The organism is Arthrobacter sp. StoSoilA2 (assembly GCF_019977195.1).
In the GTDB taxonomy this organism is placed as follows: domain Bacteria; phylum Actinomycetota; class Actinomycetes; order Actinomycetales; family Micrococcaceae; genus Arthrobacter.
The window spans coordinates 369,454-395,174 of sequence record NZ_AP024643.1 but is presented as its reverse complement, the minus strand read 5'-3'; the positions used below and the strand labels follow the sequence as shown (position 1 = coordinate 395,174).

28 protein-coding genes, 3 tRNA genes and 1 riboswitch are annotated in these 25,721 nt (G+C 61.0%); of the genes, 10 read left to right on the top strand and 21 right to left on the bottom strand.

Going from position 1 to position 25,721, the window contains the following annotated elements:
- Nucleotides 1-95 precede the first annotated feature (95 nt).
- Nucleotides 96-1,436: an extracellular solute-binding protein gene (locus tag LDN82_RS01945; protein WP_224166170.1), complete on the bottom strand. Its 1,341-nt coding sequence runs from the start codon at nucleotides 1,434-1,436 to the stop codon at nucleotides 96-98.
- Nucleotides 1,437-1,699: 263 nt separating this feature from the next.
- Here LDN82_RS01945 and LDN82_RS01940 point away from each other — a divergent pair, with 263 nt between their 5' ends.
- Entirely contained in the window at nucleotides 1,700-2,137 is a 438-nt protein-coding gene (locus tag LDN82_RS01940) for a helix-turn-helix transcriptional regulator (RefSeq protein WP_224166169.1), read from the top strand.
- Here LDN82_RS01940 and LDN82_RS01935 read toward each other — a convergent pair.
- The 8 genes from LDN82_RS01935 to LDN82_RS01900 form a co-directional block, all read right to left on the bottom strand.
- Nucleotides 2,134-2,787, bottom strand: coding sequence for a DNA alkylation repair protein (locus tag LDN82_RS01935; RefSeq protein ID WP_224167441.1), 654 nt, complete (start codon nucleotides 2,785-2,787; stop codon nucleotides 2,134-2,136). The two genes, LDN82_RS01940 and LDN82_RS01935, sit on opposite strands and share 4 nt — an antisense overlap.
- Nucleotides 2,788-2,990: 203 nt before the next feature.
- Complete coding sequence (locus LDN82_RS01930; RefSeq protein ID WP_224166168.1) at nucleotides 2,991-3,326, bottom strand: hypothetical protein; 336 nt, start codon at nucleotides 3,324-3,326, stop codon at nucleotides 2,991-2,993.
- A gap of 171 nt (nucleotides 3,327-3,497) precedes the next feature.
- The gene (locus tag LDN82_RS01925) at nucleotides 3,498-4,109 is read right to left on the bottom strand and encodes a hypothetical protein (protein WP_224094999.1); all 612 of its coding nucleotides are present in this window, start codon (nucleotides 4,107-4,109) and stop codon (nucleotides 3,498-3,500) included.
- On the bottom strand, nucleotides 4,106-4,750 hold the full coding sequence (locus LDN82_RS01920) for a DUF6286 domain-containing protein (protein WP_224166167.1): 645 nt from the start codon (nucleotides 4,748-4,750) through the stop codon (nucleotides 4,106-4,108). The genes LDN82_RS01925 and LDN82_RS01920 overlap by 4 nt, the downstream gene beginning before the upstream one ends.
- Nucleotides 4,747-5,127, bottom strand: a complete 381-nt coding sequence (locus LDN82_RS01915; RefSeq protein WP_224094995.1) for a hypothetical protein — start codon at nucleotides 5,125-5,127, stop codon at nucleotides 4,747-4,749. The genes LDN82_RS01920 and LDN82_RS01915 overlap by 4 nt, the downstream gene beginning before the upstream one ends.
- Nucleotides 5,124-5,315, bottom strand: coding sequence for a hypothetical protein (locus LDN82_RS01910; protein ID WP_216922303.1), 192 nt, complete (start codon nucleotides 5,313-5,315; stop codon nucleotides 5,124-5,126). The genes LDN82_RS01915 and LDN82_RS01910 overlap by 4 nt, the downstream gene beginning before the upstream one ends.
- Complete coding sequence (locus LDN82_RS01905) at nucleotides 5,312-5,749, bottom strand: Asp23/Gls24 family envelope stress response protein (protein ID WP_223947702.1); 438 nt, start codon at nucleotides 5,747-5,749, stop codon at nucleotides 5,312-5,314. The genes LDN82_RS01910 and LDN82_RS01905 overlap by 4 nt, the downstream gene beginning before the upstream one ends.
- Nucleotides 5,750-5,828: 79 nt before the next feature.
- Nucleotides 5,829-6,392: a hypothetical protein gene (locus LDN82_RS01900; protein WP_224166166.1), complete on the bottom strand. Its 564-nt coding sequence runs from the start codon at nucleotides 6,390-6,392 to the stop codon at nucleotides 5,829-5,831.
- Between the two features lie 176 nt (nucleotides 6,393-6,568).
- On the opposite strand from LDN82_RS01900, the gene LDN82_RS01895 reads away from it, so the two are divergent.
- Entirely contained in the window at nucleotides 6,569-7,249 is a 681-nt protein-coding gene (locus LDN82_RS01895; RefSeq protein WP_224166165.1) for a DUF6318 family protein, read from the top strand.
- A gap of 331 nt (nucleotides 7,250-7,580) precedes the next feature.
- Nucleotides 7,581-8,198, top strand: a complete 618-nt coding sequence (locus tag LDN82_RS01890; RefSeq protein WP_224166164.1) for a hypothetical protein — start codon at nucleotides 7,581-7,583, stop codon at nucleotides 8,196-8,198.
- A 125-nt stretch (nucleotides 8,199-8,323) separates the two neighbouring features.
- On the opposite strand, the gene LDN82_RS01885 is transcribed toward LDN82_RS01890, so the two are convergent.
- Nucleotides 8,324-9,166, bottom strand: coding sequence for a glycerophosphodiester phosphodiesterase (locus LDN82_RS01885; protein WP_224166163.1), 843 nt, complete (start codon nucleotides 9,164-9,166; stop codon nucleotides 8,324-8,326).
- 8 nt (nucleotides 9,167-9,174) lie between these two features.
- The gene (locus tag LDN82_RS01880; RefSeq protein WP_224167440.1) at nucleotides 9,175-9,891 is read right to left on the bottom strand and encodes an MgtC/SapB family protein; all 717 of its coding nucleotides are present in this window, start codon (nucleotides 9,889-9,891) and stop codon (nucleotides 9,175-9,177) included.
- 463 nt (nucleotides 9,892-10,354) lie between these two features.
- On the opposite strand from LDN82_RS01880, the gene LDN82_RS01875 reads away from it, so the two are divergent.
- From LDN82_RS01875 to LDN82_RS01865, 3 genes are read left to right on the top strand one after another with little or no spacing between them, the layout of a single operon-like run.
- Nucleotides 10,355-11,317, top strand: a complete 963-nt coding sequence (locus tag LDN82_RS01875) for a sugar ABC transporter permease (RefSeq protein WP_224166162.1) — start codon at nucleotides 10,355-10,357, stop codon at nucleotides 11,315-11,317.
- Nucleotides 11,314-12,195, top strand: coding sequence for a carbohydrate ABC transporter permease (locus LDN82_RS01870; protein ID WP_224166161.1), 882 nt, complete (start codon nucleotides 11,314-11,316; stop codon nucleotides 12,193-12,195). The genes LDN82_RS01875 and LDN82_RS01870 overlap by 4 nt, the downstream gene beginning before the upstream one ends.
- Nucleotides 12,196-12,251: 56 nt before the next feature.
- The gene (locus LDN82_RS01865; protein ID WP_224166160.1) at nucleotides 12,252-13,619 is read left to right on the top strand and encodes an ABC transporter substrate-binding protein; all 1,368 of its coding nucleotides are present in this window, start codon (nucleotides 12,252-12,254) and stop codon (nucleotides 13,617-13,619) included.
- A 183-nt stretch (nucleotides 13,620-13,802) separates the two neighbouring features.
- Here the strand turns inward: LDN82_RS01865 and LDN82_RS01860 are convergent.
- The 5 genes from LDN82_RS01860 to LDN82_RS01840 all read right to left on the bottom strand — a co-directional run bounded on the left by LDN82_RS01860 (nucleotide 13,803) and on the right by LDN82_RS01840 (nucleotide 15,137).
- Nucleotides 13,803-13,878 (bottom strand) — tRNA-Phe (locus LDN82_RS01860).
- 48 nt (nucleotides 13,879-13,926) lie between these two features.
- Nucleotides 13,927-14,000, bottom strand: a tRNA-Asp gene (locus LDN82_RS01855).
- An 85-nt stretch (nucleotides 14,001-14,085) separates the two neighbouring features.
- Nucleotides 14,086-14,158 (bottom strand) — tRNA-Glu (locus LDN82_RS01850).
- 143 nt (nucleotides 14,159-14,301) lie between these two features.
- Nucleotides 14,302-14,523, bottom strand: coding sequence for a helix-turn-helix transcriptional regulator (locus LDN82_RS01845; protein ID WP_224094941.1), 222 nt, complete (start codon nucleotides 14,521-14,523; stop codon nucleotides 14,302-14,304).
- The gene (locus tag LDN82_RS01840; protein WP_224166159.1) at nucleotides 14,523-15,137 is read right to left on the bottom strand and encodes a hypothetical protein; all 615 of its coding nucleotides are present in this window, start codon (nucleotides 15,135-15,137) and stop codon (nucleotides 14,523-14,525) included. The genes LDN82_RS01845 and LDN82_RS01840 overlap by 1 nt, the downstream gene beginning before the upstream one ends.
- 173 nt (nucleotides 15,138-15,310) lie before the next feature.
- On the opposite strand from LDN82_RS01840, the gene LDN82_RS01835 reads away from it, so the two are divergent.
- A complete protein-coding gene (locus tag LDN82_RS01835) occupies nucleotides 15,311-16,273 on the top strand; it encodes a DMT family transporter (RefSeq protein ID WP_224094939.1) in 963 nt (320 codons plus the stop codon).
- Here LDN82_RS01835 and LDN82_RS01830 read toward each other — a convergent pair whose 3' ends face one another.
- A complete protein-coding gene (locus LDN82_RS01830) occupies nucleotides 16,274-17,197 on the bottom strand; it encodes a carbohydrate kinase (RefSeq protein WP_224166158.1) in 924 nt (307 codons plus the stop codon).
- Between the two features lie 157 nt (nucleotides 17,198-17,354).
- Here LDN82_RS01830 and LDN82_RS01825 point away from each other — a divergent pair, with 157 nt between their 5' ends.
- Nucleotides 17,355-17,879 carry a metallopeptidase family protein gene (locus LDN82_RS01825; RefSeq protein ID WP_224166157.1) on the top strand — a complete coding sequence of 175 codons (525 nt, stop codon included), beginning with the start codon at nucleotides 17,355-17,357 and terminating at the stop codon, nucleotides 17,877-17,879.
- Nucleotides 17,880-17,889: 10 nt separating this feature from the next.
- The gene (locus tag LDN82_RS01820) at nucleotides 17,890-18,810 is read left to right on the top strand and encodes a cation diffusion facilitator family transporter (RefSeq protein WP_224094936.1); all 921 of its coding nucleotides are present in this window, start codon (nucleotides 17,890-17,892) and stop codon (nucleotides 18,808-18,810) included.
- On the opposite strand, the gene LDN82_RS01815 is transcribed toward LDN82_RS01820, so the two are convergent.
- Complete coding sequence (locus tag LDN82_RS01815) at nucleotides 18,807-21,578, bottom strand: PEP/pyruvate-binding domain-containing protein (protein WP_224166156.1); 2,772 nt, start codon at nucleotides 21,576-21,578, stop codon at nucleotides 18,807-18,809. The genes LDN82_RS01820 and LDN82_RS01815 overlap by 4 nt on opposite strands.
- 20 nt (nucleotides 21,579-21,598) lie before the next feature.
- Nucleotides 21,599-22,636 (bottom strand): universal stress protein, encoded by a 1,038-nt coding sequence (locus LDN82_RS01810; protein WP_224094934.1) that lies wholly within the window; start codon nucleotides 22,634-22,636, stop codon nucleotides 21,599-21,601.
- 428 nt (nucleotides 22,637-23,064) lie between these two features.
- On the opposite strand from LDN82_RS01810, the gene LDN82_RS01805 reads away from it, so the two are divergent.
- Nucleotides 23,065-23,757: an FAD-binding protein gene (locus LDN82_RS01805; RefSeq protein WP_224166155.1), complete on the top strand. Its 693-nt coding sequence runs from the start codon at nucleotides 23,065-23,067 to the stop codon at nucleotides 23,755-23,757.
- 182 nt (nucleotides 23,758-23,939) lie between these two features.
- Here the strand turns inward: LDN82_RS01805 and LDN82_RS01800 are convergent, their stop codons facing one another.
- Together LDN82_RS01800 and LDN82_RS01795 are read right to left on the bottom strand one after the other, a co-directional pair.
- A complete protein-coding gene (locus LDN82_RS01800; protein WP_224166154.1) occupies nucleotides 23,940-24,707 on the bottom strand; it encodes an NlpC/P60 family protein in 768 nt (255 codons plus the stop codon).
- A gap of 3 nt (nucleotides 24,708-24,710) precedes the next feature.
- A riboswitch (cyclic di-AMP (ydaO/yuaA leader) is annotated at nucleotides 24,711-24,903 on the bottom strand.
- Nucleotides 24,904-25,052: 149 nt separating this feature from the next.
- Nucleotides 25,053-25,676, bottom strand: a complete 624-nt coding sequence (locus tag LDN82_RS01795) for a copper resistance CopC family protein (RefSeq protein ID WP_224166153.1) — start codon at nucleotides 25,674-25,676, stop codon at nucleotides 25,053-25,055.
- Nucleotides 25,677-25,721: the final 45 nt, after the last annotated feature.

Sequence of the window (25,721 nt, the reverse complement as noted above, 5' to 3'; positions counted from 1 at the left end):
CCCAACCTCCGGGGCGTGAGTGAATCACTAGGTTCCGGGAAAAACGCTGCCTCCCCGACTGGGCAAACCAGGCAGGGGAGGCAGCGCTTTCGGAGTTAGCCCTTGGGCCAGCTGGACTCGATGCTGTCAGTTACCTGCTGGGCGGAGCTGCCATTGATCCAGGCAACGATGCCCTTCCAGAACGAGTTGGAACCCACGGCGCTCGGCATCAGGTCCGAACCGTCAAAACGGAAGACGGTCTTGGGATCCTGAAGGAGCTTGATGGACTGCTTGTCCAGGGCCGACTGTGCGTTGTTCGGGGCAAGGCCCTTGTTTGCACTGATGGCGCCGCCGAGCTTCACGCGGTTGTTGGCGAAGTCCGCACTAGCCATGAATGCCAGGTATGCCTGGACCTCAGGGGTGTCCTTGTAAGCGGCAACCGACTCGCCACCACCGGTGATGGCAGTGCCCTTGGATTCATCCACCGGAGGCGTCATGAATGCCCAGACGTCGCCGTCTTCGGCCACGTTGGTACCGGCAGGCCAGTTGGCTGCCTGGAACGATGCCTGGTGGTGCATGGCGCACTGTCCGTCCAGAACCGGCTGGCCAGCCTGGGCAAACGCGGTGCTCAAGATCGAGCGTGGGTCACCGAAGCCGCCGTTGACGTAATCCGGGTTGAGGAGGATGTCGCCAACCTTGTTGAAGGAGTTGACGATCTTGGGGTCATTGAACGGAATCTGGTGCGTGATCCACTTGTCATAGACTTCCGGGCCTTCGGCACGCAGGACAACGTCCTCGATCCAGTCGGTACCCGGCCAACCCGTGGCTTCGCCCGATTCAAATCCGGCACACCATGGCTTCATGGTCTTGTCGTCGGCGATCTTCTTGGTCAGGTCCATCATTTCGTCCCACGTCTTGGGGACCTGCCAACCCTTGTCCTTGAAGGTCTTGGGCGAGTACCAGACGTATCCCTTGACGTTCGCAAGCATAGGGGCGGCGTAGAACGTGCCGTCCACCGTGCCGTACTTCTTCCAGTCTGCGGACCAATTCTTGTCCACAAGATCGGACACAGTCTTGGGAGCGGGCTTCAGGTAACCGGCCTTGGCCTGCGTGGCCAGAAGACCGGGCTGGGGGAAGATCGCTACGTCAGGGGCCGTACCGGACTGGGCCCGGACACCGATCTGGGTCTCGAACTCCTTGCTGCCCTCGTACTTGACCGTAATGCCCGTGCACTTTTCGAACTGTGCCCAGGATTCCTCGAGGTTTGTCGCTTCGACGTCGACGATCGTGGAGTACACGGAGACTGTCTTGCCGTCGTGCTTGCCGTAGGTTTCGTATGCGGAACAGTCGTCCGACGCGGTGCTTCCGCCGCCGCCGCTGTTTCCGCTACATGCGGACATGGTAAGTGCCAGAACGCCGGCCGCTGCGACCGGGAGCAGGTACTTGGTTTTTTTCATGCTGAAGACTCCTCGCTGAGTACAAGAAAATCGTGGCGCGATTGATGTGGTGGCCCTCACACTAGCGAGGTTGTCCATAGAAATGCAAGCGCTTACACCGACCGTAACCACAACGATACAAAGTAACCTTTGCATCGCGCCGGAACTGCACCGCAGCGATCGCCGGGCGCCGTCGTCGACGTCTTGAATCCGCCGCCTGCAGCGGCCGCCACCCCACGGGCACGAGGAAGTCGCGGGTCCAACACGCACGTCATGAGATTTGTTTGCCCAGTATTGCCTATGCAACAGTGGGAAGTGTGGATGAACTTGAAGCACTCCAGACTATCGGCCGCCTGATCAAAGAAGAACGGCTGGCCCAGGGGCTGAGCCAGGTGCAGTTGGCCAAGCAGGCTGGGACGGCAATCAAGACTGTACGGACGCTGGAATCCGGTACGCGCCGCACCCAGGAAATCAATCAGCGCAAGCTCGAGCACGCCCTGGGGTGGCGCGCTGGATCCATGTCTGAAGTCCTCAAGGGAAAATCCAGCTTCGCTCCGGACCAAATCACTCCGGACGACATGCGCAGCAGCGACGAGCCACGGCAGTCCCCGGGGCCTCGCGTCATGGTACCGGCAGCCCCTATAGCCCGGGCCTCGCATCTTTCAGACGAGGAACTCCTCGCGGAACTGACGTACCGGATGATGCACCGCAACAGGGGCTAGCTGGTTGCTGACAGTTGCTGCCGGCGCACCATCTCGTTGATCCAGGCAGGCGCGAACGGAGAGGTGCAGTTGGGCGGAGTTGGGTAATCCTTCAGAACCTCCAAGCGCTCACCAATACTCAAGGCGCGGGCGCGATACTCCGGGTGTTCGATGCCGATCTGGGCAAGACAGGTGTTCATCGCCCACTGCAGGCGGTCCGGGGCGTCCTTCATCCCCTCCTCGATGGCATCCAGCAGCCCGGTAAGGTCCAGGCCGGCCGGATCCTTGACGACGCGCTCCGAGGTCAGCGCCCAACCGGCACTCGCCACCAAGGGATCCTTGTCCGCAAACCAGGCCAGTCGCAGCTCTTCGGCGTGCGGATTCTTCTTGACCACGTAGTTCACGAGCCAGTCATGGACTTTGGGTGTTCGGGCCTCGCGCAGCATGGTGTCCAGATCTTCGGATCCGTACGACTTAGGCCGGCAAATCAGCAGTGCCAGCAGCTTCGCCGCGGTGTCATCGGTCTCCCAAAGCTCGCGCGAAAGCTCCGGCTGTATCTTCAACCGCTTCGCAATCGCGCGCAATTTACTGAGGTTCACACCGTGATCGTCACCGTGTTTTTCGTTCACCTCGCGCGACCTCGGGTCTTCCAGCGCGGCCAGCTCGGCCATCACGCCGGCCAGCGTCGTCCCAGTTGCAGTCGTACCAGTCGCAGTTTTCCCGACCACTGGAGCCTCCCGTCCATCGCGTGTGAAACTCAGCCTACTAGGCGTGGATGTGCGGGTTCGCCGATGAGCCGCAAGGCGGGATGACAGCTCATAAGGTGCGGTCCACCACGTTCCTGAACTGCCATCCCCGCACCATGCGGTTAGGGCTACTTCCCGCCCTTGAACAGGCCTGCGATCTTGGAGCCGAGACCCTTCACGTTTTCGGTAACATCTCCGGCGATTTCCCTGGATTTCCCGGCAACGTCACCAGCAAGTTCCTTAGCATTCTCACTCACGTCACCGGCGAAAAATTCCTTGACGTTTTCTGCTGCATCGCCTGCGAATTCTTTGACGTTTTCTGCAGCCGCTCCAGCAAACTCCTTGACATTTTCAGCGGCCTCGCCGGCAAATTCCTTCGCATTTTCAAGTGCCTCGCCAGCTACATCCTTGGCCTTGCCCGCAGCGCCTTCCACTGCTTCCGATCCCGTGGTTTCTTCACTCATGGTGCTCTCCTTCGTGACGGTTGAACGCTGATCACTCCCGGTATTTACCCTGCAAAGCAATCAATCGCATCAGGGAGTTTTCCCCCTCTACTTTCAAACTATTGGCATCCACGCGGGTTACGCAACGCAAAACACCCGGAGTGAAATATTCGGCAAAATTAGCCAGGACAGTCAGCGAACCCGTTCAGCTTTTGTAAATTTCGCACGGGCCCCTGATGCCATATGGACCAATACGGGCGTCTTCTTGCCGATCACCAGGTCCAGGGCTTCGACCAGCCGTGAAATTTCGGCGGCAAGGAGGTGCGGTGCCACGCCCTGCCGGGGCTGGATGCGCACCCTTAATCCGGGCTGGCCTTTGACCTCATACGTGGCCACAGACGCGCCGGCGAGGTCCGGCCGATCTGCCAAAGCTGCCCGGAGCGCCTGTTCCGCGACGCCGCCACCGATCTGGACCTCACCGTCCACATGGCTCTCATCGTCGCTGGCCACCAGAAGGTTGGCCCGGCCTTTACCCTGTTGCGACACCCAGGCGACCATCGCAATAATGATGGCCACCAAAACCACACCGGCCACAATCCACAGCCAACTTTCCTCACGGCCGGGGAACCGGGTTCGCTGGAATGCATCCTCGGCACGGGCCCACATGTCCGCGGCCCAGCCGTGCCACCACGTTGCTACGGCCGGAACAGTCGCCAGCAGGAGAAGAAGCAGCCCAACGGCCAGGAGTTTCACGCCAATGATGAAGAGAAGCACCCGGTTGAGGGCACGCGGTGTTTCGTTCATGCGCCGACCACCCCCGACGTAGAGAGGTTCACCCGAACAGTGGGCATGGGAAAGGGGGACATTTCATCGAGTTCGGACTGCACTGCTTGTAGGACGGCTTCCTCGCTGACCCTGCTGCCGGAGGTGGGCCGGACGTTGACCACCACTGACTGCCTGGACACAATCACCATGACCTGTTCCGGTGTCACGTTGGCGGCAGTCCGCGCACGACGAGCAAGTGCCGAGGCCAGCACTTCGTCATCAACGACGACGGCGGTGCGTGGGTCCCGCAGCAAATGCCGGGCCCGTCTGCCTGGTAAAACAGCGTGAAGGAGGAAAAAGAGTCCGACCATGGCAATGACAGCACCGCTGGCGCCAAGCAGAAGAGGCGGCATGCCCGCCGGAAGTGCGATGATTCGCTCCGCTGCCGTGCTTGGGTCAATAAGCCATGGCGGTTGGCCGATGGCGCGGAGCGCAGATTCCAGAAGCGCGAGGACGCAGAGAATGATCACCAGCACGGCGGCGATGGTGGCTGCTCCTGCCCGGGACGAGTGCGTTTCCCTGCGCAGGACACGGCTCATTGCCGGGTCCTCGCCGGCGATGGGGCTGGCTCCGGAGCCAGCGTCAGAAGGTTCAATGATTGTTTGCTGGTCCTGTGTCACCGGACGCGGCCTCCCTCTGAAACGTGGGCTCCACTAATCCTGATATCCACTCTGCTTATGCGGAAACCACTGAGCCGGGTCACACGCTCCAACACGGTTGCCTTTGCGGCCACAGCACGGTCCCAGATGGAGCCGCCGAAGCCCTGGACACGCTCCGGATTGCGCAGTACTTCACTCAACGCGGGGATGCTGATAGGTGCCACGATGGACAAAGCCAGCAGGCCGTCGTCGTCCGACCAATCTGCGCGGATGTCGCTGGGTTCCACGCCGAGAGCCTCGGCGGCAGCGGCCTGTGCCAGCGATGTCAAAGCCTGGGTACTGATCCGGTTATGTCCGGCCAGGCTGGTGGTAGGTTCCACAGCCCCAGCCACGCTCATGACGAAGAGCGCCGGCCCGTAATGGCGTCCAGGACGCTGCGAAGATCAAGCTTGCCTTCAGCTGCACGGCCCAGGAGGGCGCCTATGCCCATGAAGAGCAGGGAGATAAGGAAGCCCCACAGCCCGAATTGGAAGGACATGAACGCCACGAAGGCGCCGATCGCGATTCCCACAACGGTCATGCTCATTGCAGAGCCTCCCTTTCGACCACGACGGTTTTGGGCTTGGGTGGCGGGGCCACATAGACATCGTTGATCTCGATGTTGACCTCGATGACCTGCAGCCCGACGAGCTCCTCAACAGCCCGGTAAACAGCAGCGCGGACCTGGTTGGCGACGCTGTGCAAGGGGTGCCCATAGACAGCCACAAGGTTGATGTCCACCGCCACCTGGGTCTCGCCGACTTCGGCGCGAACACCCGCGGCATGGTCCGAACTGCCAACAGCGTCACGGATTGCGCCAAGCGCGCGGGATGGACCTGAGCCCAGGGAGTAGACACCTGGAACCGCGCGTGCAGCGATGCCGGCTACTTTTGCCACTGCCGCCTCGGAGATGATGGTGCGTCCGGTACCGAGGACCTCGCCCTCAGGCGCAGGGTCGATCTGCAAGTTCTGATCTGACATCGAAGCACTCCCCTTCTCTTGAGTACCACCCTAGCGTCTAGCTCCGACGCTTTGTGAGAGAAGCGAGTGTGCGCGGCGGCTACTTGCAGTTCTTATCCATCCAGTCCTGGATCGGCTTCATAAGTTCCTCGAATTCAGGCTCCCCGTACTTGCGGAAATCCGTTCCGGCGGACTCCGTATACGCCCTCAGCTTCTCAAAGCTCGGCTTCAGTTCGTCAGGCACCTTGCCCTGCATTTGCGACAGTTCTTCCTTGGCCTTCTTGATATCTTCCGGGTCGCCGCCCACCAAGGCCGCCAACGGAAGGATGGTCACGCTCAGCATGGCGGCACTGACGGAGATGCACGCTTCAGACAAGGAAGCGAACTCGCCATAGACGCCGCCTGTGCCTGTGGTCGCGTCCGGGCTTGCACTGATCTCCGCGGACGGCTCAGCACTGGATTGTGGGGCGCTGGCTGTTGGGGCGTTCGACGACGCAATGGGCGTGGGCTGTGCAACCGGCAGCGGGAAAGAGCAGGCACTGAGCGCCAAGGTCCCGGAGAGAAGACACCCGATCAGCAGCGGGCTTGTACCTCGCCGGCCGGCACCTTTCCTGCGATTCCTTCCAGGAAGCCTGGACGTGCTGGAGCCTGTGGTTTCGATCATGGTGTCCCCCATTGGATTGCGTGCGATGACGAACCGGCGAGGGCAAGAATACGCCCGGCGGGAGGCAGTGAACAGAGGCTGAGTTATCCACAGGAAGTTCTCTTCGAGGGGGTCCTTGAAGCCCGCGCCACCTAGACTGGCCGACACATCACCAAACAGCCGCTGGGGAGCCTGTCATGACACGTCTTTCGTTTGCCTCTTTTACTGTTCTCATCGTCCGCGTGGCAGCTGCTGCGCTCGGGCTTTCGCTGCTGCTCACCGGCTGCCAGGGCGGCTGCCCACCGAGCAAACCATCTTCAGAAACAGGCCCGACGACGGCGTCCCCCACCTCTGGCGCGTCCGGCTCACCTTCTGCCGATGGTCCTTCCGCGACCACCGCTCCCTCCGGCGTCTACAAGCCCGCGGATGCGAAGGGCAAAGCGCAGAATGTGCCCGTGCCCGTTATGCCCGAGCTGGCTAAGGAGAACTCGAAGGAGGGACTGGAGGCGTTTATCCGGTATTGGTACGCCCAGCAGAACTACGCGATAGAGACCGGCGATAGCTCAAGTTGGAAAAGGCTCACAGCTCCAGACTGCCGCGCTTGTAATCGGATTCAAGAAGGGATCGACGATAGCAATGTCGATGGACGCTGGCTCGCGGGCGGAAAGATCACAGTTCCCGTGGTTGAGCCGCTGTGGACGGATAACGTAGTTGGCCAACAGGCAAAAGTGCAAGTGATTCAGCAGCGGGCTGACTATTTCAACGCCGACGGAACAACTGGGCGCGCTTTTGAGAAGGCCACCAACTCGGCATTCGGTTTATCTGCTTCTTTCGGACCTAACGGATGGACGGTGGCAGATCTTGGTCTTATCGGTTAGTTCCGTTGCCATCTTCTCGAGGACGTCATTCATCATGATCATTGCTGGGATGTTTGGGCTGGCGGCCGCAGTGCCGGCACATGCAGACTCAGATTCTTGGACGGGTGCTAACAACGAAACCGGAACAGTCGACGTCGGAAGCAGGCTGGTAGTCGATGCTGACACTGGCAAAAGTGTGCCAGTGCTCGGCAGCGCGATTTTCCCAACAACAGATCCTAACCAGTACATGGCAGATACCCACTGCCGGGCAGACGGTCCCGACACCGTCGACCCCGGTTGCCTGGCCTTAAGCTGCCCTGCCACAACACCGGGCGGCGAAGAAGGAACACCGGTGATCTGGAAACAAGCCCCCAAGTCCATCACCAACCCCGGCTGGACCAACTGGATCCCCGTCAGCGGACCCACCTGCCTGTACGACGCCCAACCCGAAAACGTCCTGGCCAACATCGCAGCCCGGATCCTGAACGACTTCCGCCAACTCCCCGTCAACCCGGGAACCCTCCAAGCCCAACCCTTCCCCCACACCCTCAAAGGCGGACCAACAAACTTCTACACCACCACCACCGAACAAGCCTTCAACATCACCATCCTCGGCCAAACCGTCCACCTGAGAGCAACCCCGGCCAGCTTCACCTACACCTTCGGCGACGGCACCAGCCTCGGCCCCACCCCCGCAGCCGGCTATTCGATCCCCGAAGCCGACTGGCTCCTCAACGACACCCGCACCAGCCACAGCTACACGGCAACAGGGAACTACCCCGCCACCATCACCACCAGCTTCACCGGCACCTACTCCGTAAACAACGGCCCACCACTACCCATCAACGGAACCCTGGACCTGACCACCCCACCAAAAACCATCCAGGTCTGGAAAACAGAAAAAGCACTCGTCGCCGACACCTGCCAGGAAAACCCCACATCCTGGGGCTGCCCCAACGCCGAAAAATGACGGGGCCCGTCGCTTCCCGACCCTCATTGAGACTAAAAGGGAGCCAGATCGCCGGAAAACAGCAGCCTTGACCCGCAAAGAAGGTCAGGAAACCACAGCACCCAAGAGGATCACAGGCAAGGGGATCAGGAGAACCACGTGTCCAGCGGGGAAACCGTGTGCAGCAATGGCAACGCGATGACGCGGGACGGGGCAAGAGGCTCGCCCAATTCGCCCAGGACTTGCCGGGCCAGGGCTACATCGTTGACGCAGATCCCATCGACTCCGAGTTGGACGGCTGCGCTGATTTCATCGCTTGTCGCCAGAGTCCAAGGGAATACCTTGAGGCAGGCGCCATGAGCCTCGGCGACCAATCCGGCGTCGAGAATTTCAAAGGCGGGCGCAATGGCGGAAGCGCCGGTTGCCAAAGCAGCCATCACAAATTCCTCAACGGCAGAAGGATAGAGGCCTACCGACCGGACGGGGCTCTCCCTGCTCAGCGCCACCAGCGGAACTCCAGGCAACATTCCTGACAGTGCCCGAATGATTTGGGGATCGAAGCTGCGGACGCGCAAGGCCTGTTCACCCTGGTGAGCCTTGAGCAGCCTGGACAATTCAGTCACTATTCCGTGGGCATACTGGTCCCAGGCCGCACCGTCAGTTTTGACCTCAATGTCCAGAACGACGTCGGCGGCATTGGCGAATCGCAACAATGCAAGGGTCTCGGACAGCGAGGGCGCACGCGTTTCAGGATCGACGTCGGTATTCGTCGCCGGGTGCTTCTCAACTACAGCCTGAAGCATGCTTTCCAACCTGATGTCGGCGGTTCCGATGACGGCGTCGTGCCTCAATACCAGTTGCATGTCAGACGTGAGCCAGACATCGACTTCTATCGCATCAACGCCAAGGCGAAGTGCCTCGACGAAGCTCGCCAACGTATTGCCGTGCCGTGTGGCAAGAACGCCCCGGTGGCCCTGAATTTCGATCATTGATCTTCCTATTCCGATTCGTCCACGACGGAAACTTCAATAACGGTAGTGAGCTGGGACAGTTGGGCCACGATGTCCGACGCTGCCATGGTGCCTTCAATCTCCAGCTCTATCTCAATGAGGTCAGCTGTGGCGGCGGTTTCGGTAGCAGTCATCAACCGGTCCATCACGCCCTTGGACTCGGCCGAACCCCGCGTCGTAGCGAAACCTTGAACACGGAAACCTTGCTCGGTGCACGTTCGAAGCACGTCCCTCAGGGCTCCGACACCGTCCATATAGGTAACTTTCAACATCCACTGGCTTGGCAAACCAAAGCGGAGCTTCGCAGTCACCACGGGATAGACATAGACGATGACGAAGTGGGCTGCGGTGACGAATACCGCGGGAAGCAGGAGGCCTGCCCCGGCGGACGTTCCGACTGCTGCTGTAACCCAGATGGAGGCTGCTGTCGTCAATCCGCGGACTTGGTTCCGCCGCACGAACACCAGCCCCGCCCCTATGAAGCCAATGCCGGAAACCACTTGAGCCGCCAGGCGGGAGGGATCCAGCCTCACCAGGTCCACCGTCAGGACGTCGCTAAAGCCATATTTGCTCACCACCATGAACAGTGCGGCTCCAAGTCCAACCATGGCATGGGTTCTCATGCCCGCAGACTTGTTCCTGCTCTGGCGTTCAAAACCTATGGCTGTGGATAGGACGAGTGCTGCGGCCAAGGCCAGACACATCTGCCACCACTGTGTATCCGCGCTGAAGATCACTTACTGCTCCGATTCGGTTATCAACCCCCTTCTTCTGTCCTCTTTGTGGAAGATCCAGTCCGATACGGATGTTCCATGCAAAAGCAGCCCAAGGTAGGCACGACGCGAGCCGGTCCTCCCGCTAATTCTTCAAGCCATGGAACGTACCAGTCAACGCTTCTGCACATTCGTGCAAGTTGGTCGAGGAACTTTGTAAGGACGTATTAGCATGGTATTTTCAGCCAGTATTTGTGGCTGAAAATACCCAGTAACACGCCAGGGAAGCCTATTTCCACCGTCGCAGAATCTGGTCTTGTGATCAGCCATCTTTGTGTGTAGGTTGACCATGACCTGAAGTTAGGTTGTCAGGTCAAATATGAAACAAATGCTTTTTTGCAAGTGCTAAGTCGCCCGGACAGCGATGACGAGGGGGTCAACGTGAGGGTTTTCCATGGGCAGATTAGGTACAAGTAATGCGCAAACCAGCAGGGCGCCGGTCCACAGACCGCCAATAAGCACCCCGAAGAACCGACGGTGGAACCGGAGAACACGCAGGGACGCATGGGTTTTTGCCGCTTTTGCGGCACCCAATGTCCTGCTCATCCTCCTCTTTACATACCGTCCGCTGGTCACCAACTTCTACTATTCCACCCTCGACTGGACGCTCGGGGCAGCCACAGCAACGAGCGTCGGGCTGGGTAATTATGTGGAGTTCTTTACCTCCCCCGACGCTTCAAGCGTGCTGGGCGTAACAGCCATATTTACGATCACCACCGTTGGCGGTGCGATGATGCTGGGCCTGCTGGTGGCGTTGGCTCTTAACCAGAGGCTGAAGGGCACAACATTCGCCCGGGCAGTGGTTTTCGCGCCCTATGTCCTTTCCGGCGTCGGCGTCGGCTTGGTGTGGTTGTTCATTTTCGATCCGACGTACGGCGTCCTTTCATGGATGCTCCGCACAGTTGGCCAGGCGAGTCCCCAGTGGGTCAACGATCCTAAGCTCGCGCTGCTCATGGTCATCATCGTGTACGTGTGGAAGAACCTCGGCTATTGCGCAGTGGTGTATCTGGCAGGTCTGCAATCCATTCCCACCCAGCTCCTGGAGGCTGCCGCGTTGGATGGTGCAAGTAGCCTGCGGCGCTTCACGTCGGTGGTGCTTCCCCTTCTTTCCCCCACCACCTTCTTCCTCCTGATCACCTCACTGCTGAGCTCCCTGCAGGCGTTCGACATCATCCGCATCATGACTCCATCCGGCAACGGAACCAGCACGCTGATCTTTGACTCCTACCTTCAGGCATTCGGCTCCTACAACCGGGCCGGATACTCCGCGGCCATCTCGGTTGTGCTGTTCGCCGGCTTGCTCGTCATGACGGCCGTGCAGTTGCGCTTCGTGGAGCGAAAGGTTCACTACTCATGAGCACCAACACCGTTGAAGCCACACCACGTCGTGACCGCCCGTTCTCCTGGCAAAACCTTGGCAAGACGATTGCCGGGGGTTACGTCCCCCTTCTGCTGGCAACCATGGTTGTCTTCGTGCCCCTCCTATGGATGATGTTGTCTTCCCTCAAAGCGCCCGGCGAGATCGTGACAACAAACCTGACCTGGCTGCCGAAGAGCCCCAGCTTTCAGAACTACGCAGACGCAGCATCCACCGTGCCCTTCGCGCGATTCTTCCTCAACAGCGTGATCGTCACGGTCATCGGATCCACCATTAAGTGCGTACTTGCAGTCTTCACGGCCTACGCACTCGTGTTTGTCCGTTTCCCCTTCAAGAGGGTGATCTTCCTCCTGATTCTGGTTGCGCTGATGGTCCCGCCGCAGGTTTCCGTGCTTCCCAACTACGTTTTGATCGCAGGCATGGGAGGGCTCAACACGTATTGGGGAATTATCCTTCCAGGCCTGGGAACGGCGTTTGGCACTTTCCTCCTCCGGCAGCATTTCCTCACACTGCCGCCGGCAATCCTGGAATCGGCGGAAATCGACGGAGCGGGCCACTGGCGCAAGCTCTGGAAGATCGTTGTCCCTGTGTCCGTGCCGAGCATCGCGACCGTGGCTTTGGTGACAATCGTTTCTGAATGGAACGAGTACATCTGGCCACTGATCGTCACCGACCATCCAGACATGATGACCCTTCCTGTGGGTCTAACGCAGCTGGTTAACAGCGATGGCAGCACCCAGAACTGGGGCATGCTCATGGCCGGCGCGGTGATCGTCCTTCTACCGATCTTGCTCATCTTTGCCGCACTGCAGCGATACATCGTCTCCGGGCTCACTCAGGGCTCGGTTACAGGCTAAAACTCCACCCTTCGAGGTTGCTTGGGCACCTCGATCACTAGAAAGGCACTTCCCCTATGTCAAAAACACTTTCCCGGAAGCATTTCCTCGGCTTGGCTGGTGCTTCAGTCACCGCCGTCGCGCTTGCAGCCTGTGGCGGTCCCTCGACTGATGCCGGAAGCACATCCGCAAAGGCGCTCTCCCCGGAGGATTGGTCCAAGATCAAACCTGCCCCAAGCATCAGTTTCATGTCCAGCCATCCCGGTAAGTCCCGGGATACGGAGCAGAAGCTGATAGAGGCCTTCCAAGCGGCCAATCCGGATATCAAAGTCAACCTCATCACCGGAGGCTCAAACTACGAGGAAGTGGCGCAAAAGTTCCAAACCTCCCAGGCCGGGAGCGAAGTACCGGACGTGGTCGTGGCGTCGGACGTGTGGTGGTTCCGCTACGCGGTTTCAGGTGCCATCCTTCCGATTAATGCGCTTCTCAAAGCCGTCAATGTCAGCTCCTCCGACTACAAGTCCGGTTTGATCGCAGATTACGAATATTCTGATCAGCTGTGGGCAGTCCCCTACGCCCGTTCAACCCCGTTGTTCTACTTCAATAAGGACCACTTCAAGGCGGCCGGAGTTCCCGAGCGGGCGCCAAAAACCTGGGAAGAGTTCGCCGAGTGGGCACCCAGGATCAAGTCGGCGAATGCTTCAGCTTCCGGATACCAAAACGCCTACCAGTACCCGGCGATAGCAGGTTATGCCGGCTGGACCCTGCAAAACGTCCTGTGGGGCCAAGGCGGCGGCTGGTCCAAGGAGTGGGAGATTACGGCAAATTCAAGCCAATCTGTCGCCGCGATGCAGTGGGTGCAGGACTCCATTGTGAAGAATGGCTGGGCCGGGGTCTCCTCCAAGAACGCCATTACCGACCTTCAAGCCGGTGCAATCAGCGCCACGATCAGCTCGTCCGCCGACCTCGCCGCCACCCTAAAGGCTGCGAAAGAAGCAAACATGAGGATCGACGTCGGATTCTTGCCGGGCGGTTCGGCCGCGGCGTCGCAGGTTTGTCCCACTGGCGGTTCCGGTTTGGTGATCGCCAGCAAAACGTCGCCCGAACGGCAGCTTGCAGCAGCCAAGTTCGTCACGTTCATGACGAACGCGCAGAGCACGTCCACTCTGTCTGCCGCAACCGGCTACCTACCTGTGGCCGAGGCGGCAGATATCTCGGCGATTGTTGCCCAGACACCGGAATTCCAAACTGTCGTAGACCAGCTCAAAGAGACCCGCACCCAGGACTTTGCCCGAACGTTCCTTCCCGGCGGAGACCAGGAGCTGGCCAAGGCAGCCACCAGGATCATGAATGAAAAGGCCGATGTGCAAGCAACGCTGACCGAGCTGAAGGGAACGTTGGAAGGCATTTACAACAAGGATGTGAAACCGAAGCTGAAATCGTAAGCCCCGGCGGCGTAAGCGTAGGCATCGTTGGGGGTGCCTACGCTTACGCACCCGACATGGCTGCGGACACCCAAATTCCTTGGATCAACTTGGGTGACGTGAAGATCACAAAGCAACAACCCCCGGAAGCGGCGATGCGTTAAAGAAGAAAAGCACCAGTTCCGAAGAACTGATGCTTCCCAGTGGTGGCTCCGACCGGCGTCGATCCGGTGACCTTTCGATTTTCAGTCGAACGCTCTACCAACTGAGCTACAGAGCCTAGGTGACAAGTCACCTTGAGAACCGAAATTACTTCCGGCGCTCAGAGCGACCCTGACGGGACTTGAACCCGCGACCTCCGCCGTGACAGGGCGGCGCGCTAACCAACTGCGCTACAGGGCCTTGCGTTTGCAGTATCTCTACCGCGTTTTTTTCAAGGCTTCTAGCTTACCAGACTTTTTTCATCCGATTTACCACTTGCCTTGCGTACCCCCAACGGGATTCGAACCCGTGCCGCCGCCGTGAAAGGGCGGTGTCCTAGGCCGCTAGACGATGGGGGCCTGAACTCAATTCGGATTATGCGAGGAAAAACAACACTTTATGCGTTCTTTTCGGTTCTCACCCGTCCGAACTGGACTCTAAAACTTTAGAGCATAGATGGCGATATTCCCAAATCGAGGTCTGCGCGACTATGCAATAGCGACTACGGGACGTGCTCGAGGAGGTCACCGACCTGGCAATCAAGCGCCTCGCAGATGGCTGTCAGCGTGGAGAATCGAATGGCCTTCGCCCGGTCATTTTTGAGGACGGACAGGTTGACGAGGCTCACCCCAACTCGACGGCTGAGCTCCGTCAGCGTCATGCCGCGGAGCTCCAGCAACTCATCCAGCCTGCAGTGGATGGCGATCGTCTCTTCGGCTGGCATCAGACAAGGCCTTCGGTGTCGCCCTGTAGGCGTCGCCCGAATTGGAACACGCCCCCCAGCAACACGAGCACCCCGCCAGCCACCAAAGGTGCCGGGTCGAACCCGGAAATGTAGACCAACGTTTCCCCGACCCTCGCCGGCATGGCTCCAAGCTGTTCGGCCAGCCGACTCTTAGCGGTGGAATCCAGAATCTGGGCGGCGCTTCCCGAGATTGCCAGGAGCATGCCGACGGACCCAACGATGACGGCAGTGCGCGGGCCGAACAGCACCCTGCTCGTAAGCCGATAGGCCAGCAGAACCAGGAGCGAAACGACGCAGAGGACGGCCACCAGATTCATGGCTGCCGACCAACCCAGGAGTGAAGCCTCATATACAGGGAGGACGGGGACGGTTGCCTGCACTTCCGAGACGCGGGCTACGGCACCGAGATCCAGCGCTTCCGACTCCCGGGTGGAAGGGTCAAGGGGCAGCCGCAGGACCACCTCTCCGTCGCCATTACTGATGATCGTCGAGACTGTTGAAAGCGAAGCGGCAATGGCGACCGCCACCGAGACGACAATGAGGACGACCGAATCCACTCTTGACAGCACACTCACGCGCGCCAGCGAATCCACGATCCTTCTTTTTGGACCCACAGTTTCCCCCCAGTGGTTATCGAAATTCGTTAATATCGAACATCGATAAACTAACCCCGCAACCCACGCGGCGTCAAACATTGGCAGTTTCTTGCCGTGACGCGTCCGAAAACCGCCAGCCCCGCCAACCTCCCCGGCACTAGATTGGCTCTATGACAACCACCACCCCGGCCGAACCTGGCCAGCCGTCCCCGGGCATGCAACCGCGCAACACCCCCGCGCCTGCAGCTCCCATCAGCAAACTTGGCATCGCCGCCGTCGTCGTCACCGTAGTCCTTTGGGCTTCAGCGTTCGTCGGCATCCGCGCTGTGGGCCCGAGCTTCTCCCCCGGTTCCTTGACGCTCGGACGGTTGGCGGTTGCCGCCGTCGTACTTGGAATCGTGGTGCTGCCCACCCTGAAAGTCTGGCCACGGGGCAAGGAATGGCTGCCCATCGTGGCGTACGGGGTGATGTGGTTCGGCGGTTACAACGTGGCGCTGAACGCTGCGGAGCACATGCTCGACGCCGGTACCAGCGCCATGCTGATCAACGTCTCGCCGATCCTCATTGCAGTCCTCGCCGGAGTAGTCCTCAAGGAAGGCTTCCCACGGTGGCTTCTGATCGGCAGCGCCGTTGCGTTCGGTGGCGTGGCGATGATCGCCCTCGGTTCGGGACAGCGTTCGACGGCGGATGTCGCCGGGGTGTTGTTGTGCTTGCTTGCCGCCGTACTCGCCTCCGTCAGCGCGATCCTGCAGAAGCCGGTGCTCCGGAAATTCACAGCCGGCCAGGCGACCTGGTTCGGCATCATGGTAGGCACCGTGTGCTGCCTGCCGTGGACGGGCCAACTGATCAGCGAGGTCCAGTCGGCGCCGCTGCCGGCCACACTCGGCTTGGTCTACCTGGGCATCTTCCCTACGGCCATCGCCTTCACCACATGGGCGTACGCACTGTCCTTGATCTCGGCCGGAAAACTCGCCGCCACGACGTACCTGGTCCCCGGCACCACCATCCTCATCTCTTGGGCTGTGCTTCAGGAAGTCCCAACCATCTGGGGACTGATCGGTGGCGTGGTGTGCTTGATCGGCGTGGGCCTGACCCGGCGAACGGCAATGGCTGCCCGGCGAACGGCAAAGTGACTAGCGGGCCATACCCGCAAGGAGCTCCCGGTGCGTGGGTGGATTGGCGCCCGGACGGCCAACGGTAATGGATGCTGCCATGGATGCCGTGGTTCCGATCCGCTCCAGGACCGTAGGCGCCAGACCGTCGCTGCCACGCAGGAGCAGGCCCATAATGAGCGCCGACATATATGAATCCCCGGCGCCGATGGTGTCGGCCACGTTCGATGGAATGGCGGGAACTGTGAGTTGCATGTGCCGGGTGGCCATGAGCGAACCGCTGGAGCCCCGGGTCACTACCGCAAGTACAGTGCCAAGGTCCAGGAGGTGACTCGCGGTGTCCTCCAAATCCTTGCCCGGGTACAGCCAACGGGCGTCGTGGGCGCTCATTTTCACGACGTCCGTCAATGGCACCAATTCTTCGAACAAGGAAAGTGCCTCGTGGTGGCTGCCAAGGAGGTCAGCACGGATGTTGGGATCGTAGGTAATCATGCAGCCGCCCTGCGCCTGCTCCAGCAGGCTCCGGACAACGCTGGCCCCAGGTTCAAGGAACGTGGCGATCGAACCCGTATGCAGGATTCTGGGTGCATACGGCAGCGCAAGCGGAGCAAGTGCCCAATCAATTTCGAACGTGTACTCAGCCGAACCGTCGGCATCGATCCGGGCGGTCGCCGTCGCCGTCTTGCCCAAGGACTTTGATCCGGGCAGCAGTACGACGCCCGCGCCCTGAAGGTGTGAGGCAATGGCGTCGCCCCGCTGGTCCCGTCCGATGGCGGTCAGCAGGCCGGCCTTTACATCCAGGCGGCCGAGCCCATAAGCAACGTTGGCCGGCGAGCCTCCGGGATATTCGATCTGCCCATCGGACGACTCCACGATGTCGATGAGCGCCTCACCTACCACGACGACGTCGAGGGGCTCAGGTGCGGAGGTAGGCGTGGCGGTCATGCGGTTCCTGTTCGTTCGTTGGTGAGATGCGGGGCTGGCCTACGGATTGCCGTTCGACGAGCTCGCATTCGAACAGTTCAGCATGACCTGGGGACGGTGCACCAGCGCGTACCAGCTCCAGGGCGTCAATGTTCCTTGTTGGGACTAGAGTCGGATCATGTCCGCGAATCTCCCTCCCGGCCTGCCCATCGTTCCCGACGGCGATCTCCCCTCCTCGCCGCTTCCGGAGCGGAAAGCAGTGCATAGCCCGATCGAGCATGCCTCCACCGAGGGCGCTGGATTAGCCGGAGTTGACGCGGATTTCCCTGCCGCGCCGTTCGAAATGTCGGCGGAGGAGTTCGAAGAAGCCGTGAGCGACGCCTTGCAGCTGATCCCACCCAAAGCTGCAAGCGCCATGGACAACGTGGCAATCTTCATCGAGGACGACTACACCCCACGCCCGGATGAAGATCCGGACACCGTACTACTTGGTTTGTACGAGGGCGTGCCGTTGACCGAACGCGACTCCTGGTGGGAAGCGGGCTCCCTGCCGGATCGGATCACTATTTTCCGCCAGCCCATCCTGGACATCTGCGCCACCCGCGAGGAAGTCATCGACGAAGTGGCCGTGACGGTGATCCACGAGATCGCCCACCACTTCGGAATTGACGACGACCGCCTCCATGAGCTCGGCTGGGGCTAGCCTTGTAAGCATGGGGCACGATCACAACCACTCCCACGGAGTAACCGCAACCGGCAAGCATCGCAAACGGCTTATTGCAGTCCTGGCCATCACCTTGGGTGTGGTGGGCATCCAGGTGGTTGGCGCGCTCATCTCTGGCTCGCTTGCGCTGCTGGCCGATGCAGGCCACATGCTGTCCGACGCCGCAGGCGTGTTCATCGCATTGATGGCGGCCTGGATTGCTACCCGCCCGGCGAGCGATCAACGGACTTACGGATATCAACGGGCCGAGGTGCTGGCGGCCTTGGCCAACGCCCTTGTACTCATCGTCATCGCAGTCGTCATCATGATCGAGGCCATCCGCCGCTTTGGGGAGTCGCCGGAAATCCACACGGACGTCATGCTGTGGGCGGCGATCCTGGGCGCCCTGGCCAACCTCATTTCCCTGATGATCCTGCAGGGGGCCCAAAAGGAAAGCCTCAACGTCCGGGGGGCATATCTTGAGGTCCTTGGCGATCTTCTCGGATCGATTGCCGTTATCGCGGCGGCCATCGTCATCATGACCACGGGCTTCACTGCCGCTGACCCCATTGCTTCTGTCCTGATCGCCCTCATGATCATCCCCCGCGCCTGGCACCTGCTCCGCGATGTTGTGGACGTACTTCTGGAAGCTACCCCCAAGGGCGTGGACGTGAACATGATCCGCGAGCACATCCTTGCCGTGGACGGGGTAGTGGAGGCCCACGACATCCACATCTGGACCATCACATCCGGGGTGCCCGTGTTCTCCGCCCATGTTGTTGTGGAAGACGAGGTCCTTAACGCCAGCGGGGCAGACAGCATCCTGGACCAACTTGGATCCTGCTTGGGGCGCCATTTCGACACCGAGCACTGTACCTTCCAGCTGGAACCTGTCAGCCACTCCGAGCACGAGTCACACCAGCACGCCTAGCCGGGCGCGTCACTTGGCGTCGCAGTTACCGTTCCTGCTGCTCCATCCACCGTGATGATCTGGCCTGAGCTGATCCGCAGGGTCGCGTCGGGCACGCCCACCACCGCAGGTATGCCGTATTCGCGGGCCACCACGGCGCCGTGGGAGTTGGGACCGCCCATTTCCATAACTAGGCCGCCGGCGGTGAGGAACAAGGGTGTCCAGCCGGGGTCGGTGGAGGGCGCCACGAGGATTTCCCCAGGTTCCAGATGAGCGCCAACCGGGTCCAGGATGACCCGCGCCGGGGCTGTGATGACGCCCGCCGACGCCGGACTGCCGGAGAGCGCTCCGGGAGAAGCCGGGGTTCTGCCAGCTGCGGCAGTGGCTTCAGGTTCTGTCCCGTCTGAGAGCAGTACCCGCGGAATATGCCGACGCCTCAGTTCCTGTGCGTATTCTGCGCGGCGATCTGCCACGAGTTGATGGAGCTTGCTGCCAGCCAGAGCAGTCTCTACTTCGTTGAGGTCCAGGAAGAAGATATCCTCCGCGTTTTCAATCCGCCCTGCCTCTGCCAGTTCTGCTCCGACCAGCGAGAGTTGTTCCCTTGCCGAAGCCAAGCCGAGGACGAGGTTGTATTTGGGCAGCTCCCTCATCCCGGCAAACCTGCGGGTACGGTCCAACGCCGCACGGACCAGCTTGGCATGGAGCGGACTCTTGGCCCTTGCCCGCGCAACCAATCTGGCAACCTGTTCATCTGCCTCCCGGGCAGCTTTCCCGAACTGCTGGTCGGGTGCGTCCGCCGTGTGCTCGAGCCGCAGATAGTTGACCACGACGCCGAGTATGTGGGTTGGGTCGTCCGACCATCGGGGCATGCCGAGGTCGATCTCAGCCACAGCCCTGTGCCCGTAGGTGCGGAGGAAAGCTTCAAGCCCGGATTGCGCAACTGATGGTAGTGCTCTGTCCTTGTACTGCTGAACGAGTTCGTCGAGTGTGGGGTAACTCAGGAAGGCCAAGGCCTCCGGATCTTCCCTGATCTCCTTGGCAAGCTGCCACAGCGCAAGGTCCATCTCGGTGGTGACATTGTTGGGTAGCCCACGGATGACTGTTTGGAGCTGGTCCCAGGAGGCTTGCCCGCCCAACAACTTCCGGACGAGTCCAAGCATCGCAAAGCCCAGAACGGGAAGGGGCAGCACTTGGGGAACCGTTGCGAATACTTCCTCCCCAAGGATTCGCTGCACGTGGGCAATTCGCTGGTGGGCGCTGACGCCCTCCGGCACCCGGAGGGCCTGATGGAGCTCTGCCTCAAGCTGCTCTTGGCGCTTCATTGCGGCGTCGGGACGGAAAAGAGCCCGGACTACCGACTCAGGGACACGGTATTTAGCAGCAACAGGCGCAACGTGCCTGATGAGTTTTATCGGAGTTTTGATGGTGACGGCGAACCGCGGGTCATCGAAGAGGCCACGAATCACCGCCGCAGAACGGGCCTCCATGATGTCAAAGATGCGCGGCACAATGACCCGGCCCACCTTGCTGCGCAGCACGGATGTGAAGTCGAAGAAGATCCTCTGCCCCGCCTCATAGTAGGGCGATGGTCCCGAGCGTGGATCGGGGACATCGAAAGCCGCCCTGCGGGCAACGCTGGAAGCTATCAGGCGGATACCCGCCAAGCCCATGGGCGTCAGAGGCCTGGTGAGGCCTTGGGCGAGGCTGAAGTTCAGGAACGCGTGCTCAACGGGAGTCGCCGGCACCCGCGAGGTCAGCGGATAGAGGGTAGTAATGGGCCTTGCCTGCGTGAGCCACAGTTTCCCGGACGAATCGATCGCCCATTCCGTATCCTGCGGGGCTCCATAGTGGGCCTCGACGCGCCTTCCCAACTCGGCCAGCGCGTGGATCTGGTCATCGCCGAGGCACGGCTGCACGGCGTGATTCTCGGTTGCCGCGGCCTGACCGGCCCGCTCAATTCGTTCGGTGCCACCGCCGGCAAGCGATCTGATTTCTACCTGCCGGTCACCCAGCGACCGCTTCAGGATGGAGTTGGTCTGCATATCAACTACGTACTGATCGGGATTAACGGCGCCTGACACTACGGCTTCTCCCAGACCAGGGCTGGCATCGATCACAGCTTCACGGCGCCGACCCGTCACCGGGTTGGCCGTGAACATCACACCGGCCGTCGCGGAATCCACCATCTCCTGGACAACGACGGCCAGCGTCACCGTGGCATGGTCAATACCGTTGGTTGTCCGGTAGCTCACTGCCCGGTCCGTCCAGAGCGATGCCCAACAGCGGCTTACGGCGTCCAGAACTGCGTCTGCTCCCACTACGTTCAGGAAAGTGTCCTGCTGCCCGGCGAAACTCGCGAAGGGCAAGTCCTCGGCCGTGGCTGAGGACCTCACTGCGACGGGGGCAGCGTCTCCCAACCTCCGATACGCCGCCCGTACCGACTCAGCGACGTCGGTGGGAACTCCGGCGTCGAGCACCAAGGATCTTGCCCGGGCGGCGAGCCTATTCAGTTCGTCAAGGTCCGAAGCTCCGGCCTCCTGCAGAAGTGCGAAGATCTCCTCCATTCCAATCGCAGAAAGGGCGTACCGGTAGGCCGACGTTGTAAGGCAAAAGCCCGGCGGCACAGGAAGTCGGGCGGCATTCAGCTCGCCGAGATTGGCGGCCTTGCCGCCTACCTCGGGGAGCATGTCCGCCCGGATGTCCGCAATATCCCGAATGAAGACTTGCCCGTTTACATCCGGGCCCGCGCTGTCTTCCTGCCTATGCTTCCCGGGCTGCTGGTTATCCATGGACGGTTCGCGCCATGGCCCTAAGCCGCGCCGAGCATGGGTCCGAATTTGGGCCGGTCTGCAAGCCGCGGATCCTCGCGGTCCGGAACAACGAGGACCGGCCCCTTGGCGTGATGGAGCACGCCATCAGAGGTGGAACCAAGGAGCATGCCCGCGAAACCACCCCGGCCCCGCGTACCCAGGACAACCAGCTCCACGCCCCGGCTGGCCTCAACCAACACGTCCACTGGTGAGCCGTCCCTAAGGTCCGTTTCCACGGGCAGCTGCGGGAAGTGGCTGCGGAGCCAGGCGACGCCTGCATCCAATTGGACTTTGATATCCGCGAACAGGGCATCGCGATCCAACGGTGCCGGCACCCAGGCCAAGGAGCCGCTGTACTGCGGGACTGCGCAGATGACGCGGAGTTTGGCCCCCATCCGCTGGGCTTGTTCGGCTGCCTCGAGAACGGCGACGCGGGCCTGCTCCGAACCGTCCACACCCACGGCGACGACGTTTTCCACCGTTCGCGGCCCGGCCTTGGCGTGCTCAGCCTTGATGTGCTTGTCCTCGGTGTTCTCGCCCAAACGATCGGCGCAATACAGCGGGACCGTTACGGTGGGGCATTTTGCGTGGGCCGGCAAGGCGCTGCTGACCGAGCCCAGGAGACGCCCGACAAAGCCACCACGGCCACGGCTGCCAAACACGAGGAGTGCAGCGTTCGCAGAGAGGTCAAGGAGGACACCCGCGGCATCCCCATTCTCCACTGACGCATCGACGTCAATGTTGTAGCTTGAGACCTTATCCATGGCTTGCTTGACGATTGCTTCCGCGCCCTCGCGGATCACGGAATCGTCCACGGTGGCGTATCCGCCGTCGAGGCCGGACGCTGCGAAGATGGGCACCGAATAAGCCGTGACTATATGCAGGGGAAGTTGGCGCCGTTCCGCCTCACGCGCAGCCCATACAAGGGCGCATTGACCATGCTCGGAACCGTCCACTCCGACGACGATTCCACCAGGCGCCACAGCCTGGTCCCCGCCGTCCCGTGGTTCTTCAATGTGTCTGCCGTGCTGGTCCATGGGGCCCGCCTCTCCACCTACTGCTTGATGTTCCGGCCATTCTGCCAGAGGTTCTCCATACCGGTGATCCTTTGCTGGCGCGCAACCAATAGCCGGGGCCGAAGAAACCCTCGGGGTTCTCCTTCCAATGCCCACTATTCTCGGTTGGCAATGCCGAATCAAGGCGACTTTGGGCTATGTGGATAACGGTCCGGGCTCGGTTTCCGGCACGCTCACCACGCGCCGGGTTGCGCTGCGGATGAACATCCAAAACACGCTGTCGCCGAGGCTATCCATGGCAGAAAAAGTTCGGTAGTGTTCGAGTCACCGAATGGCCGGCAAAGGTGTCCCAGGACACAACCCGGCCATTTATTTGCGGCCGCTTGGGGAACTCGGACGCGATCCAGCGCGCTGCCGAAAGGCACACACGTCAAGGAGGAACCCAAGCAGTGTCACTCACTCCTGATTCCGTCACGGAACGGACTACCACCGTGGTGATCGGCACCGGCCTCTCCGGCCTGGCTGTTGCCAGCGAGCTCAGCCGCTACGGCGTCGGTTCCATCGTGCTGGATGGCTTTGGTTCTTTATCGACCACCGGACCAGCGGTCCACACGGGAATGCTCCAGCGCTGCGACGCAGCAGACCCCGCGGCAATGCAGGAGCGCAACGAGATCCTGCGCCATTTGCGCAACTACGCCGCCAGCCATCACTTGGATGTCCGCACCACCACACGCGCTGTCCGGCTGGACTTCCTGGGTGGCGACTCGTCGTTGCAGCTTGGATACGGACCCGTCGCAAGCCTGACCACGGGCAGTCTGAGGGCTGGGATGAGCGTCTATGGCCCCCTTGAATCCACCCCACGTCAATGGGCCGTGCATACAGCCAGCGGGGTTCTCCTGGCAGACCACATCGTGGTGACGCGCTGCGCCCAGAGCCAGCTGCGCCGAATGCTTGCCGATCTGGGAATCGCCATAGGCCAGAACCTCGTGGCAGCCATGCGTGCAGTCGGGATGCACTTGGTGGGCGTTGGGGAACTTATTACACCCACGCCCAAGGAAGTACTACGGCAAGCCAAGGCAGTGGGGCAAGCGATCTCATCCAAGGTGGCCCTCCCCGCCGGGCCGGGCATCGCCCTCGCGTAGAACCTGACCTGGAGCCTTTACCTGGAACCCTGCGCGTAGATACCTGGCAGAGAACCCTGGCCTTGAAACGATCGAGCCAACCAAAGCATGTTCCTAAAAAGAACAAAAATTAACCCAAAAGGCCGGCGCCTCCGAAGACATTTGTCCTCGAAAGCACCGGCCTCTGAGTTGGAGCGTGAAGCTTAGGCGCCAGCGCGTACGTACGTGATGGGGCCGGTTGCGGTGAGCCAGCTGATCGGGTGGATGCCCGTCTGGTTGCCGTTGATGCCACCGCTGATAGCCTGGCCGTTGCCGATGTAGATGGCTACGTGGCCGGACTGGACGATCATGTCACCGGGCTGGGGGTCGCTGACAACCTTGCCGTAGTTCAGGAACTGCATGGGTGCGAGGTCGCCAACCGGGATACCTGCGGAGCCGAGGGCCCGTTCCACCATCGCGGTGCAATCCTGCATGATGCCGATCTGGGCGTAAGCCGAGGCGACCATGGCAGCGTTGATGCCACCAACAGCCGGAGCTGCAGCAGGCGCGGATGCCACGGGGGCGGTAGCCGTAGTGGTTGCAGCGGCCTGGACGGTAGCAGTTGCGGGAGCCTTCTTGGCCGCCGGAGCCGGAGCAACAGGAGCCGGCTTTTCAATGACGGGAGCCGCTACGGAAGCAACCGCGGGGCGCTCGAAGTTGATGGTGGCCGTCGATGCGGCCGTAACAACCTTGGTGGGACCCTCGGTGACGGTCTCGGCGACAGTTGCAGGGCTGGAGTCGCGCTGAACAGGGGTCTCTGCTGCGTGGGCAGCGATGGAGCCCGTGAGGACCAGGCCTGAAGCTGCTGCGATGACAGCGGCTTGGCGACCTGCGCCGGATGCGTTGCTGGCAACAGCCTTGGAGATGGAGATGAACGGATTAGGACGTACGCTGTCCGCCTTACGACGGCCGCGAAGAATGCGTGAAGACATGAAAGAGCCTCTCCCGATGCCTGCGAGGTTAGCTGTCGGATTCGGATGGGAGTCACCCGGCCACTATCCCCCGCTGTGCAGCGGAAGCTTCGTGACTTCACCCCAAGGCGCGCTCTGAAAGCGGGCCAAAATGGGTTCCCCGTCTCTGCCGTAGGTTTGTCTGCGAACGGATTCCGGACTGCGGCAGAGCTAGGCAATCAGACCGGAATGCCCGTTACGTGGAACAGGCACAGGTACAACCGTACGGGAAGATCACCCCAAAGTCACATTTACGTAACGAGCAGTTCGTTTTTGGCGTGTCGCAGTAACCGTTTCGAGATCTTCGCAAGTATGTAGAAAACCCCGCTATTCCGGGGAATTTTCGCCATCCGGGTCGTTGGGGGCCGCTAGCTTCTTCCGGGCTGTAACAGCGAGGAAGATCACGAGACCGATCGCCACCACAGCGAGGCCAATGATGCTCCAGGGGAAGGGCTGGGAAGCTGCCGGAGCCGCCTGAGTATTTTCCGTACCGGGGGCCGCTGTGCCCGCCGTCGGAACAGCCGCCGAAGCCGGGGAGGAGGCACCTGCCGAGCCGCTCGCCGTCGTCGTGCTTGTGCCGGAAACTGTGAACTTGAAGTTTCCCTCGATCGGGTGGGAGTCTGAACTGACCACACGCCACACCACGGTGTATTCGCCGGCTGGAGCGCCCTGACGCAGCTTCTGGACAGCCCTGTTGTCGATGATTTCCACTGCGCCATCTGCCCAGTTTTCGCCCCCGGCGGTGACGGTCACGCCGGAACCGATGGCCAGTGGCTGGTTGTTGAACGTGATGGATACCGACGCCGGCACTTCAGCCACCCGGGCACCGTTGGCCGGAGTTGTTGATTCGGCGACGTCGTGCGCGGAGGCCGGAGCAGCTCCAAGCAGCAACGCGGAAGCGAAAGCAAGAGCGGCTACGACGGCGGCCAGAAGCGGGCGGATGGTACGCATGGGGCGGTTTCTCCTAGTGTTGGCTTCCTTACAGACTAGGCGAAC